Source organism: Agromyces aureus (assembly GCF_001660485.1).
Classification (GTDB): Bacteria; Actinomycetota; Actinomycetes; order Actinomycetales; family Microbacteriaceae; genus Agromyces; species Agromyces aureus.
This window is the reverse complement of the sequence record NZ_CP013979.1, coordinates 1798771-1816052: the sequence shown is the minus strand read 5'-3', so window position 1 is coordinate 1816052 and position 17282 is coordinate 1798771. Positions and strand designations below refer to the sequence as shown.

Below are 17282 nucleotides of genomic sequence, written 5' to 3'. Positions count from 1 at the left end.
CGATTCGACGGATGCCCCGGCATCCGGAGCAGCCTTTCACTCTAGTGCACGCGCACGCAGCCCGACGCCGCATGCGCGGGCGGCACCGTCGCGGCAGCGTCGGCGCACTGCGCGGCAGCACGCCGACGAAGCCTCAGACGCGCAGGTAGCGCCGGATCGCGATGCCCGCCGACAGCGCCGCGAGCAGCACGCCGACGATGATCAGCAGGGGCACGACGAGCAGGGCGTCGCCGAGGTCGACGAACGTGAACGACAATCGCTCGCTCAGGTAGCCCTGCACGAAGAAGTGCACGATCGCCACGACCGCACCGCCGGCGAGCACCGACCCGATGAGTCCGGCGAACACGCCCTCGAGGATGAAGGGCGTCTGGATGAACCGGTTCGAGGCACCCACGAGCCGCATGATGCCGAGCTCGCGCCGGCGCGAGAACGCCGACAGGCGGATCGTCGTCGCGATCAGCAGCGCCGCCGCGACCAGCATGATCGCGGCCACCGCGATGGCCGTGTAGCTCGCGGCGTTCAGCACGTCGAAGATCTGGTCGAGGTATCGCCGCTGGTCGACCACCTGCTCGACGCCCGCGAGTCCCGCGAGGGCCTCGACGAGCACGTCGGACTGCGACGGGTCCACGAGGTTCACCCAGAACGTCTCGTTGAGCACCTCGGGCGTGACGTAGTCGGCCGCGGGCGTTCCGGCGAACTGCTCCTGGAAGTTCTCGTACGCCTGCTGGCGGTCCTCGAAGTAGTACTCGTCGATGAACGGCGAGAGCGTGTCCGAGGTGAGCTGCGCCTCGACGGCGTCCTTCTGCTCGGCCGTGGCCTCGCCGTCGACGCATCCGGCGGCCGTCGAGACCGACGTGCAGAGGTAGACCGCGACCTGCGCCCGGTCGTACCAGTAGTTCTTCATCTGCCCGATCTGGAGCTGCAGCAGCGCGGCGGTGCCGACGAAGGTCAGCGAGATGAACGTCACGAGCACGACCGAGACGACCATGGTGATGTTGCGCCGCAGGCCGTTGCCGGCCTCGGCGAGGACGAGTCCGAACCTCATCGCGTCGGGCCCACTTCCTGGTCGTCGTCACCCTCGCGCGGCCCGCCGGGCGCTCGCAGCCCCAGTCGTTCGGCGAGCGTGAGGTGCTGTTTCGCGTCGGCTGCGGCATCCGCTTCGCCGGTGGTGGCTGAGGTCGCGTCGTCGACGGCGTCGACGGTCGATGCGGATGCCGCGGCATCCGTCGCCTTCGACCCCCGCGGGATCTCGATCGACGCGGTCGCCGCCGCCGTGATCTCGGCCGCCGCATCGGTGACGGCGTCGGTGGCCTCGGGCTCGACGTAGAGCGGCTGGCTCTGCTGCATCATCTCGGGGGTCACCTTGGGCGCGGCTGCGGTGATCGTCTCGGGCGCATCCATGCCGACCACGGGCGCGATCGGTTCGGGCTCGGCCTGCTTCTTCGATCGCGACGCTCGCTTGGGCTTCGTCGCGGCTGCCGCCGCCTTCGCCTCGCGCTCGTGCTGCTCGTGCAGGAGGGCCGCGTTCGCCGCCTCGGCCGCAGCAACCGCAGCCGCTGCCGCGGCGGCGTCGTCGTCGACGGGCAGGGTGCCGACGACCGAGCCGTACCCGGCCGAGCGCTCGTCGCGCACGATGTCGCCCGCCGAGAGCTCGATCACGCGGCGGCGCATCTCATCCACGATGCCGGCCTCGTGCGTGGCCATGATGATGGTCGTGCCGCCCGCGTTGATGCGCTCGAGCAGCGTCATGATGCCGGCGGACGTGACCGGGTCGAGGTTGCCCGTCGGCTCGTCGGCGAGCAGGATCTGGGGCTTGTTGACGATGGCGCGCGCGATCGCGACGCGCTGCTGCTCACCGCCGGAGAGCTCGTGCGGCATGCGCTTGCCCTTGCCGTCGAGTCCGACGAGCTTCAGGGTCTCGGGCACCGCGGTGTGGATGTACCCGCGCGACTTGCCGATCACGCGCAGCGTGAACGCCACGTTCTCGTAGACGGACTTGTCGCGCAGCAGGCGGAAGTCCTGGAACACGACCCCGAGGTCGCGTCGGAAGTACGGAACCTTGCGGCTCGAGATCGAGCCGAGGTTCTGGCCGAGCACGTGGATCGTGCCCTTCGACGGCTTCTCCTCTTTGAGGATCAGCCGAAGGAAGCTGGACTTGCCGGAGCCGGAGGCGCCCACGAGGAACACGAACTCGCCGCGGAGGATCTCCACGCCGATGTCGTTCAGCGCGGGCTTCGCCTGCCCGGAGTAGGTCTTGGTGACGGAGTCGAAGCGGATCATCGCGTTCGAGCCTAAGCAGGCCGTACCGAAAAGTGGGCAGCGACACCGGAAATCGGCATCGCCGCCCACGGATCGGGACGCGTGGCGCTCGAACTCAGACGCCGGCGAACCCGACGACGAGGTAGAGCACCAGCGAGAGGCCGGCCGCGATGCCCGCGTACGGCAGGATCGCGGTCATCAGGTTGAGCGGCTTGATGCCCGTCGAGCGCGACGCGAGGATGATGCCGTCGCCGTAGAGGCACGTCGTCGAACCGAGCGCCGCGCCCGAGAAGACCGCGGCACCCGCGATGATCGGGTTCACGTCCATCGCGAACGCGAGCGGGATCACGATGGGCGTGATGACCGCGGCGAGGTCCCAGAACGAGCCGGTCGCGTAGGCGTAGACACCGCAGACGAGGAACACCATGGCCGGCAGCAGCGCGCCGCTCATGACGGGCTGGGTCGTGTCGATCACCCAGTCGGCGAGGTGCAGGTCGATGTTCATGTGCTGCACCATGAAGGCGAGCGCGGTGAGCACGATGACGAAGAGCATGCTGCCCACGCCGTCGAACGCGGCCTCGAACACCGCCTTGATCTTCAGGCGGCGCTGCACGGTGTACATGACGATCGCGACGATGAGCGCGGCGACCGTGCCCTTGAGCACGTCGACCTCGGTGAGGATCGTCACGGCGATCATGACGGCGATCGGCACGAGGAAGTTCCACGGGCGCGGCTTCACGTACTCGGGCGCGCGGGTCGCGACGGCGGTGGCGGTCGCCTCGGTCCCCGCCGACGTCGCGGTCGTTGCGTTCGCTCCGGAGGCCTCGGGGGCGGATCCCACGGCTCGCGCTCCCCCGTCACCGGATGCCGCGAACTCGCCGACCTCGGCGTGCACGGGCAGCCCGCCCTCGGCCTCTCGCTCCTCGGCGGTGGTGCCGACGGGGAACACGTCGCCCGTGGCATCCGCTCGCGCGATGTCCTTCTTCAGGGCGCCGAGCCGCGGGAACCAGCCGAACGCGACGAGCGCCGCGATCGCGATGGCGATCCAGCCGAAGAAGATGAACGGGATGGCCTGCAGGTAGGCGCCGAAGCCCGACCCGTTGGCCGTGACCCCCTGCGCCTCGAGTAGGCCCGCGAAGAAGAGCGCCCACGTCGAGAACGGCACGATGACGGCGATCGGCGCCGCGGTCATCTTCATGATCGTGCCGAGCTCGGTGCGCGGCACGTGGTAACGGTCGGTGACGGCCTTCATCGACGTGCCGACGGTGAGCACGTTGAGGTAGTCGTCGACGAAGAGCACGATGCTGAGCAGGAAGCTCAGCGCGGTGGACTTGCGTCGCGAGTTCACGAAGCGCTCGGCCCACGCGGCGAACTCGCGTACGGCACCCGAACGCTCGAACAACGTGATCAGGATGCCGAAGAGCACGACGACGAGCATGAGCCACTGCAGGGTCTCGTCGGCCATGGCCGTGCCGAAGTAGCCGATCCAGGAGTCGAAGAACTCCCAGCCGCCGAGCAGCACGGCACCGGCGAGGGTGCCGCAGAGCATCGCGAACAGCGTGCGCCGGGTGAACACGGCCACGACGAGGATGATGACGACGGGGAGGAGCGCGAGCGCGCCGACGTCTTGCATGGTTGCCTCTTGATTCGAAGGGGGTCAGGCGGCGGATGCCGCGTACAGGGGCTGCCCGTCGACGATCGTCGTGCGCACGGGGAGGTTCAGCAGGTCGTCCGCGCCGACGTCGAGCGGGCTGTCTTCCCACACGACGAGGTCGGCGCGGCACCCGGGCGCGATGACGCCGAGGTCGTGGTCGCCCTGGGCCTGCGCGGCCCAGACGGTGTAGCCCTGTAGGGCCTCGTACGGCGTGAGCACCTGGTCGGGCTCGAACACCGGGGCGTCGGGGTTGCCGGGTTCGCGGCGGAGCCGCGCCCAGGCGAGGCCGATGCGCGCGTCGGTCTGCGCCACCGGCCAGTCGGAGCCGAGCGCCACGGGGGCGCCGGCGTCGATCATGTCGCGCACCCGCCAGCCGAGGGCGGCGCGCCCCGGGCCGAGCCGTTCGGCCCAGAAGTCGCTGCCGTCGGCCTTGCGCCACTGCATGTGCAGGGGCTGCACCGAGGCGGTGATGCCGAACTGGGCGAGGCGCGCGAGGTCGCGGTCGGCGAGGAGCTCGAGGTGCTCGATGCGGTGCGGGGCGCCACGGCGCGAGTGCACGCCCGCCTTGACGTAGGCGTCGATCGTCGTGCCGATGGCGCGGTCGCCGATCGCGTGCGTCGCGATCTGGAACCCGGCGGCGGCGTAGCGTGCGACGACGCGCTCGAACTCGGCCGGGTCGGCCCAGAACGAACTGTTGCCGTCGCCGTGCGTGTCGGGCTCGTAGAGCCATGCGGTTCCCGTGTCGATGACGCCGTCGTTGAAGAGCTTCACGAGCCCGCCGCGCCAGCGGGCGCCGTGCCGGTCGCGCTGGGCGAGGTACCGCTCGGTGCGCTCCTCGTCGTAGCCGGGGTTGTGGGCCATCGCCGAGACGATGCGCACGGGCAGTCCGCTCACGGTCTCGTGGGCTTCGGATGTCGCGGGGTCGCCCGATTCTGCTCGGGTGACGGATGTCGCGGTGCCACCCGGGCCCTCGCCGTCGAGCTCGTCGAGCAGGTCGAGCGTGCCGGGGTTGCCGTCCATGATGCAGCCGCCCGTGATGCCCGACGCCGAGAGCCCGCCGAGAATGCCGCGCACGCGTTCGAGCGTCTCGTCCCGCGTGTACTCGGGGGCGGTTCGCAGCACGAGGTCGAACGCGGAGTCCTCGCGGAGGCATCCGGTGGGCGTGCCGCGCTCGTCGACGACGATCTCGGAGGTGTCGCCAAAGGTTCGGGCGCCCGTGATGCCCGAACGGCGCAGCGCCTCGGTGTTCGCGAGCGCGGTGTGGCCGTCGAAGCACATGAGGAACGCCGGGGCGGGCGAGGTCGCCGCGTCGATCGCGGCGGCGGTCATGGGCAGCGTCGAGAACACGTCGTAGTCGACGTTCCACCCGCGTACCCAGCCGCCGGAGGCCCCGTCGGCCACCCGATCGGCCTCGGCGCGCAGCATCGCGAGGAACACCTCGGGGTCGCGCACTCCCCCGAAGTCGATGCCGACCGCGAGCTCGATGCCCTGGATCGGGTGCATGTGCGAGTCGATGAGGCCGGGCGTGATGCAGGCCCCGTGCAGGTCCTCGACCACGGTGCGCGGCCCGCGCAGCTCCATGAGCGTCGCGGCGTCGCCAACGGCGACGAAGCGACCGCCGCGGATCGCGACGGCCACGGCGCTCGGCTGACGCGGATTCATGGTGATCACGCGCGCTCCGACGAGAATGGTGTCGGCGAACACCTGATGCATGCGCTCTCGCCTTCCGGGCGCCCCGCCATCGGGTCGCCCATACTATTGAATGATCGTAAATAAATCGGGCACAGGCTACGCCTCGCCATCGCCCGCCGCAAATCCGACGAGGAGACCCGTGGCCGAGACCCCGACGAAGCGCACCGCCGGGCGCCCGCGCACGCGCGTGCTGAGCGTCGACCAGATCGTCGACGCGGCGTTCGACCTCGCCCGCACCGCCGGCACGGACGGCTTCACGATGGCCGCGCTCGCCCGCTCGCTCTCGGTGCAGCCCCCCGCGCTCTACCACTACTTCGGCAGCCGCGACGAGGTGATCCGCGCCATGCGCGGGCGGCTCGCCGAGCGCATCGACACGAGCGGCTTCACCGATCGCGAGGTACCGCTCGCCGAGGCCGTGCTGCGCTGGGCTCGCACCTACCGCGACGCGTTCGCCGCGTTCCCCTCGGGCAGCACCCTGCTCGCCACCACCTCGATCGACGGCCAACAGCGATCGGTCGACAACTACGAGGCGATCACCGTGCGCCTGCTCGCCGAGGGCTGGGTTGAAGGCGACGTCGTCGACACGATCGTCGCGTTCGAATCCTTCATCATCGGCTCGTCGCTCGATGCGCTCGCGCCCGCCGACATCATGTCGCCCGGGGATGCCGCGGCCACCGCACCGGCGTTCGCCGCCGCCGAGGCGCTGCGCGCCCGGGAATCGGCCGCACGCGGCATCCGCCCGACCGATCGCAGCTTCGAACTCGGACTGCGCGCGATGCTCGCGGGCCTGCGACCCTCGTCAGCTCGCGAGGCGCCGACCGGCCCGACGGATTCGACCGCCGAGTAGCCGTCGGCTAGTCGTCGTCCTTGCGTTTGCGCCACTTGATGCCGGCGGCGATGAGGCCGTCGAGGTCGCCGTCGAAGACGCTCGCCGGGTTGCCGACCTCGTAGCCGGTGCGCAGGTCTTTGACGAGCTGCTGGCCGTAGAGGAAGTACGAGCGCATCTGGTCGCCCCAGCTCGCGGTGATCGTGCCGGCGAGCTCCTTCTTCTTCGCGGCCTCTTCTTCGCGCTTCAGCAGCAGGAGTCGGGTCTGCAGCACGCGCATGGCGGCTGCGCGGTTCTGGATCTGCGACTTCTCGTTCTGCATCGAGACGACGAGTCCGGTCGGAAGGTGCGTCAGGCGCACGGCCGAGTCGGTCGTGTTGACCGACTGCCCGCCGGGGCCCGACGAGCGGAAGACGTCGACTCGGATGTCGTTCTCGGGGATCTCGACCTCGACCGCTTCTTCCATCACGGGGATGACCTCGACGGCGGCGAAGCTCGTCTGGCGCTTGTCGGCCGAGCCGAACGGGCTGATGCGCGCGAGGCGGTGCGTGCCGGCCTCGACCGAGAGCGTGCCGTAGGCGTAGGGCACGTCGATCTCGAAGGTCGCCGACTTGATGCCCGCGCCCTCGGCGTACGAGGTGTCCATGACCTTGACGGGGTACTTGTGCCGCTCGGCCCAGCGCAGGTACATGCGCATGAGCATCTCGGCGAAGTCGGTGGCGTCGTCGCCGCCGGCGCCCGAGCGGATCGTGACGACCGCGCCGCGCGGGTCGTATTCGCCGTCGAGCAGGGTCTGCACCTCGAGCTGGCCGATGACCTCTTCGAGCTTGGCGAGCTCTTGGCGCGCCTCGGCGGCCGACTCCTCGTCGTCCATCTCGAGGGCGAGCTCGATGAGCACGTCGAGGTCGTCGAGGCGCTGCTCGATCTCGGTGATGCGCTTGAGTTCGGTCTGCCGGTGGCTGAGCGCGCTCGTCACCTTCTGCGCGGCGGCGGGGTCGTCCCAGAGGTCGGGCTTGCCGGCCTCTTCTGACAGACGGTTGATGTCGGCCTTGACGGCTTCGACGTCGACGACGGCGCTGATATCGCTGAAGGTGGAGCGCAGCGCGGCGATCTCCTGCGTGAGGTCAAGATCCAACATGGCTCCCCCAGCCTACTCGGGCGCGGTTCGCGCCGAGAACGCGGTGCTCGGCCGACCGTCGTTCGGTCCGGACGCCGGCTCAGCTCGACATCGTCGCGAACCAGACGATCGCGCCCTGGCTCACGAAGATGAATGCGCCGAGCACGATCGCGACGATCGACACCCACGAGGGCCCGGTCGCCGGGTCGACCCGCAACTGGCGGCGCGCGACGAGTCCGAGCACGAAGGCGACGAAGGCCACCACGAGGGCGGGGATCGCGGGCAGCAGCATCGAGATCACGGCGGCGGCGACGCCGGCGATCGCGATGCGCGACGTGTTGCGCCCGAGTCGTGCGCGGCGCTGGGGCTCGGAGGTCATGGGTCCAGTCAAACGCATCCGCGGGCTCGGTGCGTTCGTCGTGGCCGGTCTCAGAACACGGGGATGCTCGTCGACCCGAAGTCGTGGATCGTGTAGCGACCGCAGTCGATCGTCGCGGCATCCGCGAGTTCGAGGCCGCCGGGAAGCGCGAACGGCGCGCTCTGGGCATCGGTGATGAGGAACGACACCGAGGTCGTCTCGTCATCCGTGCGGTTGACGAGCCACACGTACGGGTGCAGGTCGTGGGTCACCTGCAGCAGTTGCGCCGGATCGGCGGCGTACGCCTTGGGCGCCCGGATCGTCCAGAACTGCCCGGCGCCATGCTCGTCGGTCGCGTTCACCCAGTCGACGACGCACGCGAGCGACGTCGCCGATGCGGTGGTCGGAGCCGTCGCGAGTCGCGCGACGCCGATGCCGCCGAGCACGACGATGACGACGGATGCCGCGGCGAGCGCGAGCACGCTCCCCCGCCGTCGCTCGTCGCGCCGCTGCCGCCACGTGAGCCGGGGCGGCGTCCATTCGGCGAGGCACGCGAGCACGAGCACGGGCGCGAACACCCATGGCTGGAGGTAGCGCGGCGACGGGTTGCCGAGCAGGATCACGCCGACCGTGCACGCGAGCGGCGCGATCCACGCCACCGCGACGAGCAGACCCGCGCCGGGCTTGGCGTGGGCCGTGCGCGAGAACGTGAGCGCGATCGCGAGCACGGTGACCCCGACGATCAGGATCGCGGCACCGATGCCGCCTGGCCGCGCGAGCTCGGCGGCGAGGCGGTGCAGCAGGTCGCCCATGGCCCCGAACTGGTTGCCGTCCTTCAGGTACTCCGACCCCTGCGCCACGATGAGGTCGCCGAGCGCAGCTCGCGCGACGATGCCGACCGCGGATGCCCCGGCGAGTACGAACACGAGCTGCAGGGGCAGTGGAGGCGGCTGCGGCATCCGCCATCTGGCTCTGATCGCCATGGTGACGAGCACGAGGGCCGTGGGCGCGACCGCCCACACGACGATGAGCGGGTTACTGAACGCCGAGACCGCGACGACCGCCGCGAGCGGCGCCCAAGCGCGGGCGCGCAGCCGGCCGGTGTCGAGTGCGCGCCGCACGAGCCCGATCGCGAGCACCGAGCCGATGACCGTGGCGCTGTAGTACGTCGTCGTGCCGAGCAGGCTCGCGAGCTGCAGGCTGTTGCGGTCACCGCCCGACTCGAGCAGCGAGATCGCGCCGAAGGCGGCGTACCCGGCGACCGCACCCAGGACCGGCGCGCTCGCGGTGCGGCGGCTGCCCGAGGCGACGCGGAACGCCCCGTACAGGGCGACGAAGTTCACGACCGAGCTCACGATGAACGCCGAGTGCAGGTCTGGCACGAACACCGAGACGGCGCCGAACGCGATCGCCTCTGGCACGAAGAGCACGGGTGACATCGCCCAGCTCTGTGGCGCGCCCGACGCGATCGAGTGCGTGAGCAGCGCGTTGAACATCGAGTCGGCGTCGATGAACACGAGCTCAGCGCGGCTGGTCGAGATGTGCGCGGTGACGAGCAGCGCCATCGCGAGCGCGAAGGCCCAGCCGAGCACCTCGGCGACGACGGCGCGGGCATGCGAAGGCTCGCCCTGCTGCCGCCCCAGCTCTGAATCGGTCTCGATGCTCACTAGGTCGTATCGTATGGCGGGTGACCGCGACGGCGCGATCAGCGGAACGTCGCGATCAGTGGAACACGGAGCGCGCCGTGGTCGTGACCTCGATCGGCACACTGAGCGGCAGCACCTCGGTGTGGATCGGCGCGTGCCACTCGGCGCGCAGGGTCACGGTCGCGCTGCGCCCGTCGCGGGACACGGCCCTGACGAGTTCGACGCGGTCGAGGCGGCCGGCCGCCTCGCCGAGGTACGCCGCGGCAGCGGCGCGCACCGCGTCGTCATCGAGCTCGACGCCGAGCGAATCACCGTCGATCGAGACGTCATCGAGGCTCCAGGCTTCGGCCCCGGCGAGCGCGGCGCCGTCGGCGAGCGTGAACAGGCGTTTTCGCTCGAGGTACAGCGAGGACGACGCGACCACGACCAGCACGATGACCAGCGCGAGGAACGAGAAGAAGATCGTGAGCAGCAGCGTGGATCCGTCTTCATCGTCGCCGAGGAGAGTCGAATCCGTCGACACCGGTTCGGCTCCAAGCCGAAGTCGCCACCATGGCGCGCGGGCCGCTCGCGTCGATGTGCTCATGGCGTGACCTTCGCGAACCGCGAGACCGTCTGCGTCGCCGCCGATTCGACGGGCACGCTCGCGACGCCCGAGAGTCCGAGCACGTCGGGCACGAGCGGCAGCATGACCCGGGCACGGACGACGACGTCGATGCGTTCGCCCGGCTCGTCGCAGTCGGCGGACTCGCACGAGATCGAGACCGTGGCCGAGTCCTCGTCGACTCCGAAATCCTCGAGGGCAACGCGAACCGCACGCTCGACATCGGACGTGGCACCCGGTGCGCCGGCCCCGTCGGCGGCGATGCGGGCGGCGTGCCGCGCGGCCCCCTCGACCGCGAAAGCGCCGGCCTGGATCGCCGACATGCTCAACACGAGATACACGATCGGCACGAGCAGCAGCAGGCCGACGGTGAGGAACTCGAGCGACGCCGAGCCGGATTCATCGTCGAGGAGGCCGGGCGGGCGAGGGCCGCGCGACTCAGTCGAGCGTCTCGATCGGCGCATGCCCGGTCACCTCCAGCCCGTCGGAGACGCCGAGGAGCCCGATCACCGGAAGCGCTGCACGCACTCGGATCTCGATCGCGGGCACGCCGCCGAACGAGGTCGCCCTCGCCGCGATGTCCTGCGCGTACTCGGCCGAGATCGCCGCGTCGATGAGATCGCGCGTGCGAGCGACGCCGTCGGACGGCGAGGAGCCGGCGAGCGAGGCGAACCGCGCTCCCTCGGCGGCGGCGTCGAGGAGGGTGTTGCGCACGTGCAGCGCGAGCGCGAGCTGCACCACGGCGAGGGCGAGCACGGTCAGCAGCACACCGACCATCGTGAACTCGGCGACGGCGGAGCCCCGGTCGTTGGCCAGTCGCACCCGCAGCGCCCGGAGCCCGCTGAGCGCGCGGAGCTTGCTGTCTCGCGGCTCGGACGGATCATGGTCGATCGCGACATCCGTCGTGGCGGTCAGAAGCCCGTCACTCGATCGATGGCCTGCTCGAAGACCCCGGCCAGGGCCGGGCCGGCAAGACCCCAGATCACGATCACGAGTCCAGCGGTCATGAGGGTGATGAGCACCCAACCGGGTACGTCGCCGCGCTCGTTCGACAACGGGGCGATGACGCGCTGCGTGAGGGCGAGCCTCAGACGGCCGAGGTGCTGGTGCATGGGGGATCCTTTCGTTCGCGCCATCGGAGCGCGGTGAGGTCGAGGGGAACGGGGTTCGCATCAGAACCCCGTCTGGAGCACGAGATATCCGGGAAGCAGGGCGAAGGCGATCGTGATGGGCAGGATCAGGAAGACGAGCGGCACGAGCATCGCGATCTCCTTGCGTCCGGCGAGCTCGATGATCGTGCGCTTCGCCTGGTCGCGCGCATCACCCGCCTGGGACGCGAGCACCGAAGCGAGCGGAGCACCGCGATCGAGAGCTCCGAGCACCTGATCGAGCGCTCGCGAAAGCGCAGGGTGGTCGAGCGCGTCGCGGAGTTCGGTGATCGCGTCGACGAGCGGCACGCCGGTGCCGACCGCGGCCACGACCGCCCGGAACTCCTGCGGCAGTTCGCCCGACCCGATGCGTGCGACACGGCGGAGCGCGTCGAGCATGCCCTCGCCCGCCGTGAGACTCAGCGTCAGGAACTCGAGCACCGTCGGCAGTTCGTCGGAGATACGCCCGAGTCGGCGGGCCGCACTGCGCTGCAGCGTCCAGTCGCGCGCGACCACGCCCAGCGCCGCTGCGAGCAACGGTGCGACCAGACGAACCGGAGCGGGCAGCGCAGCGAATCCGGGCGCGAAGAGCGCGAGCGCTGCAGCCGCGGCGAAGGCGGACGCGCCCCAGGCGAGCTGCTCGGCGCGGAACCGTTCGACCGTCGCCGACGAACCGGCCTGACGAAGCCGCCTGGCGACCGTCTCGGGGCCGCCGAGCCACGAGAGCAGAACGGCTCGGACGCGCCGCAGCACCGGGCCGAGCACCACGCCGAACACGGGAGACGGATCGGAGGAGCGGCGCGCGAGCATCGCCCGCGCCTCGACCGAGAAGTCGGCCACGTACGGGGCGACCCGTTCGGCGAGCCGGGGGCGCCCGATGCGCGGAACGGCGTTGAGGGCGAGCCAGAGGCCCAGCCCGATGAGCACCCCGAACAGCAGCGCGAGCGGCACGGTCGCGTTCAGCGGAACCATCGTCGCTCCTCGGGGAGTCGGCCGAGCGCGTTCATCGATTGGTAGGCCACGATCGTCACGATGACGCCGACCACGATGAGCACGGCTCCTGCGGGCGAGTCGTAGGCGACGAGCGTCTCGTGACGCGACGACAGCACGACGAGGAGCAACCACGGGGCCGCGACGCCGAGGCGGGCGGCGTTGCGGATCCACGACTGGCGGGCGACGACCTCGGCTCGGAGCGCGGCGTCTTCGCGCGGGTACCCCGAGAGTCCCCGAAGCACCGTGGTCAGTTCGGTGCCGCCGACCTCGCGCGCCATGCGCAACGTCTCGAGGATGCGGTCGGCGATGGGGTCGGCCAACAGTTCCTTCAGGCGGTCGAGGCACAGCGAGAAGTTGCCCGTGCGACGGTACTCGAGCGCGAACGCCGAGAACGCCGGGCGCGTCTGCGCCGGCCCGAGATCGCCGAGGGCTCCGACGCTCTCGGGCAGCGGCACTCCCGACCGCACCGACGCGACGAGGTGGTCGACGACATCCGGCCAGACGGCCCGGTTTGCGGCACGCCGACGATCGGCACGGGCGCCGATGGCCAGTGGAACGGCCGCAGCACCGAGGAGCGAGGCGACGACCGTGATGGTCGGCACCTGCATGACGGCCTGCACCACGGCGCCCAGCACGACGGCGAACACGATCGCCACGACCACGATGACCGGGATCGGCACCTGTCCGAGCCCGGCCAGCGAGAGGTCGTCGTGGATGCGGCGGGCGAACGCCGAAGGCTGCCCACCGACCGTCGCGGGCTTCGCCGGCCACAGCAGCGGCGCGAGCGCGAGCAGCACGCCGACGCCGAGCAGCGCTCCGAGTGCGAGGCTCATGCGACCGCCACGGTCTCGGCGTCGATCTCGCCCGACCCATCGATGACGCCAGGCCCATCGACGAGGTCGGACCCTTCGCTCGGGTGCGGTGCGTCGTCGGCGATGAGCCCGGCGGCTCGGTACTTCTCGAGTCGACGCGGCCGCAGCCCGGTGGCCCGCAGTACTCCCCCGACCGTCGCGAAGATCGGATCGACGTCGACGCTGCCTTCGGTGCAGTCGCCGGTCGGCGCCGAGATCTCGACGACGCTCCGGCGCCCGGCCGCGTCGATACCGAGGTGCACCACGAGGTCGATGCAGGTCGCGACGGTCGGAACCACGAACGACGCATCGATGTTGCGACCGGCGAGGAGCGGCAGCGTGCACAGCTTCGTCAAGGCGTCGCGCGCCGAGTTCGCGTGGATGGTGCACATGCCCGGCAGCCCGGAGTTCAACGCGATGAGCAGGTCGAGGCTCTCGGCTTCGCGCACCTCTCCCACGATGAGCCGGTCGGGCCGCATGCGCAGCGACTCCTTGATGAGTCGCCGAAGCGTGATCTCGCCGGTGCCCTCGAGGCTCGGCTGGCGGCACTGCAGCGACACCAGGTCGCGCACGTCGAGGTCGAGTTCGAACGTCTCCTCGATGGTGATCACCCGCTCGTCGACCCGAGCCGACGACATCAGCGCGTTCAAGAGGGTGGTCTTGCCGGTGTGCGTGGCACCCGACACGAGGATGTTCGCCCCGGCCACGACGCTCGCGCGCAGGAACCCGGCGGCCTCAGCGGTGAGCGAACCGAGCTCCACGAGCGATTCGAGCGTGCGGATGCGGCGCTGGAACTTGCGGATGTTGACCGCCCAGTGAGCCCGCGAGACGTCGGGGATCGCCACGTGCAGCCGCGAGCCGTCGGGCAGTGACGCGTCGACGAACGGCGAACTCAGGTCGACGCGGCGTCCGCTGTGCTGCAGCATGCGCTCGACGAGCTCGCGCACCTCGCGATCGGCGAGCACGAGCGTCGTGAGTTCGGGGACGCCGTTGCGCGCGACGAAGACGCGGGTCGGCCCGTTGATCCAGATCTCTTCGATGTCGGGGTCGTCGAAGTAGGGCTGCAGCGGCCCGTAGCCCGTGATCGCGGCCTCGACCTCGCGCGCGGTGGCGAACTCGTCGACGAGTTCGGCGTGCGCCCCGGCGAGCGCGCGCTCGCTGTAGCGGAGCACCTCTTCGCGCGTGAATCGCGCGGCGGCGCCCGAGTCGCGGCCGAGATCCACGCCCTCGTGCAGCACGCGGGTGCGCACGCGCTCGGTGATCGTGCGGACGGGGTCGGACATGTCCCCCATCTTGGAGTGACGGCCGCCGGGCACCGCGAAGTTATCCACACGGCCCGCCCGCGGCATCCGCTCGATGCGCTTCGCGGATGCCGCGCCACGGCGTTTCGCGCAACCACGGCCGTTTCGACGGCACCCCGATGCGGCGAACGGCCGTGGCGCAGGATGGGGAAATTCCTGCGCCACGGCCGCTCAGCCGACTGACGGGGTCAATCGAGCGTGACCATCACCTTGTCGGCGGCGCCGGGCGTCGCGGCGACCTCGAGGGCGCGCTGCACGTCGGCGATGTCGAAGCGGTCGCTGATGATGAGCTGGTACTTCTGCCAGTTGGCGATGAGGTCGTCGGTGACCTCGAAGATCTCGGTCGGGTAGCCCATCGACATGATGATCGAGATCTCGGTGGTGAGCAGGCCGCCGAAGTCGACCTCGACGGGCTTCTTGTGCACCGCCGGAATCACGAGGCGCGCGCCCTGCTTGACGAGGCCGAACACCGTGGTCGGCACGACGGGCGCGCCCGCTGCGTCGAGGTAGAGATCGGTCGCGGGGCGGGCATCCCGGATGCCGACGACGGGCGGCGCCTCGCCGTGCAGCTCGATGAGCCGGGCCTTGACGTCCTCTTCAGCCGAGTTGATGACGGCATCCGCACCGATCGCGAGGGCCTTCTCCAGGCGGGTCGGGATGATGTCGATGACGACGACGTGCTCGACGCCCTTCGCCTTGAGGCTGAGCAGCACGCCGAGGCCGATCGGGCCGGCGCCGAACACGACAGCCTGCTCGCCGGCTTTCGCACCCGATCGGTTCACGGCGTGGCGGGCGACGGCCATGGGCTCGTTGAGCGCGGCGACCTCGAACGGGATCTCGTTCGGGATCACGCGGAAGTGTGTGCCGGCCACGGCGTCGAACAGCACGACGAACGGCGAGAACGCGCCCTGCGCACCGCCCGAGCCGATGATGCCGTCGCTCGCGGCCATCGGGTTGATGACGACGTGGTCGCCCACCTGCGCGCCCTGCACCTCGTCGCCGACGAACACGATCTCGCCCGCGGGCTCGTGGCCGAGCGGCGTCGCACCCTGCCGCGGCGGGATGCCGCCGTACATCGTGTACATGTGGTCGCTGCCGCAGATGCCGCACGCGCGAATGCGCACGAGCACGTCGCGCGGGCCGGCAGTGGGCTCGGGCACCTCCACGATCTCGGTGGTGTTGGGCGCGGTGACCATGACTGACTTCATCGCCGTCATTCCTCTCTCGTCCGGCTCGCGCTGGGTTCGCGTCGCGGATCACTAAATCGAATAAGTGCAGTCTACGCTGGGATCCTGAGAGGTGGAGAAGAGCAGATGCGAGCCAAGCGCGTGACCATGAAGGACGTTTCCGTCGCGGCCGGCGTCTCGCAGGCCACCGTGAGCTTCGTGCTGAACGACAAGCCCACCGAGACCATCTCCCCCGAGACCCGCGACCGCGTGCGCCGAGCGGCCGCCGAGCTCGGGTACGTGCCGAACGGGTCTGCCCGCGCGCTCCGCGAGGGCACGTCGCGCATCGTGATCCTGAACGTCGCGCGCCTCCCCCACGGCGGCACGGGCCTCGCGGCCTTCATCGACGCGCTCGACGCCGAGCTCGAACGCCTCGACCACATGCTCCTCGTGCGCTATCGGGTGGGCGCCGACGACATCGGACGCCTGACCGCGATGGTCTCGCCGCGCGCGGTGCTCGACCTCGACCGCATCTACGACTCCCCCGACGCCGAGCGGGCCGACGGCGGCTGGACCGAGGGCCTCGCCGCGCACACCGCAGTGCAGATCCGTCACCTCGTCGGCACCGGCCACGAGTACATCGGCCTCGCGCTGCCGAGCTCCCGAGTCCCGGCAGGGCTCGCACGACTCGCGGCACTGCGCGTCGGTTACGCACGTCGAGTGCTCGAAGACCTGCGGATGCCGCAGCCGCACACGCTGACCCTGGGGCCGTCCGCCATCGACGACCGCCGCAGCCTGGCCGAGTTCGTCGAACGGCACCCGCAGGTCACCGCCATCGCCGGCCTCGACGACGAGACCGCGCTGCGCGTGCTGGCCGCGGCGAGCGCGCTCCGCCTCGACGTTCCCGGCCGCATTGCCGTGATCGGCTTCGACGACGCCGGCCAGGGCGAGTTCGCGACGCCGAGCCTCACCACCGTGCGCATCGACACCGCGGCATTCGGGCGACGGCTCGCGCGCACGACGCTGGGCCTCCCGGCCGACCCGATGGCCCCGACCCCCGCGGCGGCCGTCGTCGTGCGGCGCGACTCGGCCTGATCAGGGCCGCCGGCCCGCGGCATCCGCTCGATGCGCTTCGCGGATGCCGCGCCACGGCGTTTCGCGCAGCCACGGCCGTTTCGACGGCGCCCCGATGCGGCGAACGCCCGGGACGCGACGACGCCCGCCCGCGACATCCGTTGTCGTGTTCACATCAGGTAATTGATCTGGTACAGTACTTGTCATGACCAAGGACACAGCCTCCGGCGCGACGCCGGACGACGCCTTCGCAGCCGACCTGCTGCGCGGTCACACCGACACGATCGTGCTCGGCGTGCTGCGCCGCAACGACAGCTACGGCTTCGAGATCTACAAGCTCATCCGCGACGCCACGGGCGGCGCGTACGAGATCAAGGAGGCGACGCTCTACGCGAGCTACCGCCGCCTGCTTCGCGACGGGCTCGCCGAGGCGTACTGGGGCGACGAGTCGCAGGGCGGCCGCCGCAAGTACTACCGCATCACCGACGCCGGCCGCGCCGCGTTCACGCAGAACGTCGCCGCCTGGGTCGCGACCCGCACCATCATCGACTCCCTGCTGGGCAGCACGCCCGCAGCCAAGAAGGGCTCCTGAC

18 protein-coding genes are annotated in these 17282 nt (G+C 70.6%); 3 read left to right on the top strand and 15 right to left on the bottom strand.

The features are described from left to right. Window positions 1-133: 133 nt before the first annotated feature. From ftsX to ATC03_RS07835, 4 genes are all read right to left on the bottom strand, one after another. A complete protein-coding gene (gene ftsX, locus ATC03_RS07850; RefSeq protein ID WP_067875254.1) occupies window positions 134-1045 on the bottom strand; it encodes a permease-like cell division protein FtsX in 912 nt (303 codons plus the stop codon). Next, window positions 1042-2280, bottom strand: coding sequence for a cell division ATP-binding protein FtsE (gene ftsE, locus ATC03_RS07845; RefSeq protein WP_067875252.1), 1239 nt, complete (start codon window positions 2278-2280; stop codon window positions 1042-1044). Before ftsE ends, ftsX begins: the two co-directional genes overlap by 4 nt. A 94-nt stretch (window positions 2281-2374) precedes the next feature. Beyond that, window positions 2375-3892 (bottom strand): Na+/H+ antiporter NhaC family protein, encoded by a 1518-nt coding sequence (locus ATC03_RS07840; protein ID WP_067875250.1) that lies wholly within the window; start codon window positions 3890-3892, stop codon window positions 2375-2377. Between the two features lie 24 nt (window positions 3893-3916). Next, entirely contained in the window at window positions 3917-5626 is a 1710-nt protein-coding gene (locus ATC03_RS07835) for an amidohydrolase (RefSeq protein WP_067875247.1), read from the bottom strand. Window positions 5627-5744: 118 nt separating this feature from the next. Here ATC03_RS07835 and ATC03_RS07830 point away from each other — a divergent pair, with 118 nt between their 5' ends. After that, the gene (locus ATC03_RS07830; protein WP_067875245.1) at window positions 5745-6452 is read left to right on the top strand and encodes a TetR/AcrR family transcriptional regulator; all 708 of its coding nucleotides are present in this window, start codon (window positions 5745-5747) and stop codon (window positions 6450-6452) included. A 7-nt stretch (window positions 6453-6459) separates the two neighbouring features. Here the strand turns inward: ATC03_RS07830 and prfB are convergent, their stop codons facing one another. From prfB to ATC03_RS07775, 11 genes are all read right to left on the bottom strand, one after another. Continuing rightward, window positions 6460-7569 (bottom strand): peptide chain release factor 2, encoded by a 1110-nt coding sequence (gene prfB / locus ATC03_RS07825; protein WP_067875242.1) that lies wholly within the window; start codon window positions 7567-7569, stop codon window positions 6460-6462. A gap of 79 nt (window positions 7570-7648) precedes the next feature. Continuing rightward, window positions 7649-7927 (bottom strand): hypothetical protein, encoded by a 279-nt coding sequence (locus ATC03_RS07820; protein WP_067875238.1) that lies wholly within the window; start codon window positions 7925-7927, stop codon window positions 7649-7651. 50 nt (window positions 7928-7977) lie between these two features. Beyond that, window positions 7978-9573, bottom strand: a complete 1596-nt coding sequence (locus tag ATC03_RS07815; protein WP_084003379.1) for a hypothetical protein — start codon at window positions 9571-9573, stop codon at window positions 7978-7980. A 55-nt stretch (window positions 9574-9628) separates the two neighbouring features. Further along, window positions 9629-10075, bottom strand: coding sequence for a pilus assembly protein TadG-related protein (locus tag ATC03_RS07810; RefSeq protein ID WP_067875235.1), 447 nt, complete (start codon window positions 10073-10075; stop codon window positions 9629-9631). 59 nt (window positions 10076-10134) lie between these two features. Beyond that, the gene (locus ATC03_RS07805; RefSeq protein WP_067875232.1) at window positions 10135-10620 is read right to left on the bottom strand and encodes a hypothetical protein; all 486 of its coding nucleotides are present in this window, start codon (window positions 10618-10620) and stop codon (window positions 10135-10137) included. Then, window positions 10595-10978: a TadE family protein gene (locus tag ATC03_RS07800; protein ID WP_335622271.1), complete on the bottom strand. Its 384-nt coding sequence runs from the start codon at window positions 10976-10978 to the stop codon at window positions 10595-10597. Before ATC03_RS07800 ends, ATC03_RS07805 begins: the two co-directional genes overlap by 26 nt. Before the next feature lie 89 nt (window positions 10979-11067). Next, on the bottom strand, window positions 11068-11268 hold the full coding sequence (locus tag ATC03_RS07795; protein ID WP_067875229.1) for a hypothetical protein: 201 nt from the start codon (window positions 11266-11268) through the stop codon (window positions 11068-11070). 60 nt (window positions 11269-11328) lie between these two features. After that, entirely contained in the window at window positions 11329-12276 is a 948-nt protein-coding gene (locus ATC03_RS07790) for a type II secretion system F family protein (protein WP_067875226.1), read from the bottom strand. Further along, window positions 12264-13130, bottom strand: coding sequence for a type II secretion system F family protein (locus tag ATC03_RS07785; protein WP_067875223.1), 867 nt, complete (start codon window positions 13128-13130; stop codon window positions 12264-12266). The genes ATC03_RS07790 and ATC03_RS07785 overlap by 13 nt, the downstream gene beginning before the upstream one ends. Continuing rightward, window positions 13127-14431, bottom strand: a complete 1305-nt coding sequence (locus tag ATC03_RS07780; protein ID WP_084003709.1) for a CpaF family protein — start codon at window positions 14429-14431, stop codon at window positions 13127-13129. Before ATC03_RS07780 ends, ATC03_RS07785 begins: the two co-directional genes overlap by 4 nt. A 206-nt stretch (window positions 14432-14637) precedes the next feature. Next, complete coding sequence (locus tag ATC03_RS07775) at window positions 14638-15657, bottom strand: zinc-dependent alcohol dehydrogenase (RefSeq protein ID WP_067881725.1); 1020 nt, start codon at window positions 15655-15657, stop codon at window positions 14638-14640. 126 nt (window positions 15658-15783) lie between these two features. Between ATC03_RS07775 and ATC03_RS07770 the strand changes: the two genes are divergently transcribed. Then, window positions 15784-16710: a LacI family DNA-binding transcriptional regulator gene (locus ATC03_RS07770; protein WP_161490328.1), complete on the top strand. Its 927-nt coding sequence runs from the start codon at window positions 15784-15786 to the stop codon at window positions 16708-16710. Between the two features lie 184 nt (window positions 16711-16894). Further along, window positions 16895-17281 (top strand): PadR family transcriptional regulator, encoded by a 387-nt coding sequence (locus ATC03_RS07765; RefSeq protein ID WP_067875215.1) that lies wholly within the window; start codon window positions 16895-16897, stop codon window positions 17279-17281. Window position 17282: the final 1 nt, after the last annotated feature.

Coding starts and splice junctions, on each gene's coding strand:
- ftsX (WP_067875254.1), bottom strand. CDS start 1,045: ATGAGGTTCGGACTCGTCCTCGCCGAGGCCGGCAACGGCCTGCGGCGC.
- ftsE (WP_067875252.1), bottom strand. CDS start 2,280: ATGATCCGCTTCGACTCCGTCACCAAGACCTACTCCGGGCAGGCGAAG.
- ATC03_RS07840 (WP_067875250.1), bottom strand. CDS start 3,892: ATGCAAGACGTCGGCGCGCTCGCGCTCCTCCCCGTCGTCATCATCCTC.
- ATC03_RS07835 (WP_067875247.1), bottom strand. CDS start 5,626: ATGCATCAGGTGTTCGCCGACACCATTCTCGTCGGAGCGCGCGTGATC.
- prfB (WP_067875242.1), bottom strand. CDS start 7,569: ATGTTGGATCTTGACCTCACGCAGGAGATCGCCGCGCTGCGCTCCACC.
- ATC03_RS07820 (WP_067875238.1), bottom strand. CDS start 7,927: ATGACCTCCGAGCCCCAGCGCCGCGCACGACTCGGGCGCAACACGTCG.
- ATC03_RS07805 (WP_067875232.1), bottom strand. CDS start 10,620: ATGCGCCGATCGAGACGCTCGACTGAGTCGCGCGGCCCTCGCCCGCCC.
- ATC03_RS07795 (WP_067875229.1), bottom strand. CDS start 11,268: ATGCACCAGCACCTCGGCCGTCTGAGGCTCGCCCTCACGCAGCGCGTC.
- ATC03_RS07790 (WP_067875226.1), bottom strand. CDS start 12,276: ATGGTTCCGCTGAACGCGACCGTGCCGCTCGCGCTGCTGTTCGGGGTG.
- ATC03_RS07785 (WP_067875223.1), bottom strand. CDS start 13,130: ATGAGCCTCGCACTCGGAGCGCTGCTCGGCGTCGGCGTGCTGCTCGCG.
- ATC03_RS07780 (WP_084003709.1), bottom strand. CDS start 14,431: ATGTCCGACCCCGTCCGCACGATCACCGAGCGCGTGCGCACCCGCGTG.
- ATC03_RS07775 (WP_067881725.1), bottom strand. CDS start 15,657: ATGAAGTCAGTCATGGTCACCGCGCCCAACACCACCGAGATCGTGGAG.
- ATC03_RS07770 (WP_161490328.1), top strand. CDS start 15,784: ATGAAGGACGTTTCCGTCGCGGCCGGCGTCTCGCAGGCCACCGTGAGC.
- ATC03_RS07765 (WP_067875215.1), top strand. CDS start 16,895: ATGACCAAGGACACAGCCTCCGGCGCGACGCCGGACGACGCCTTCGCA.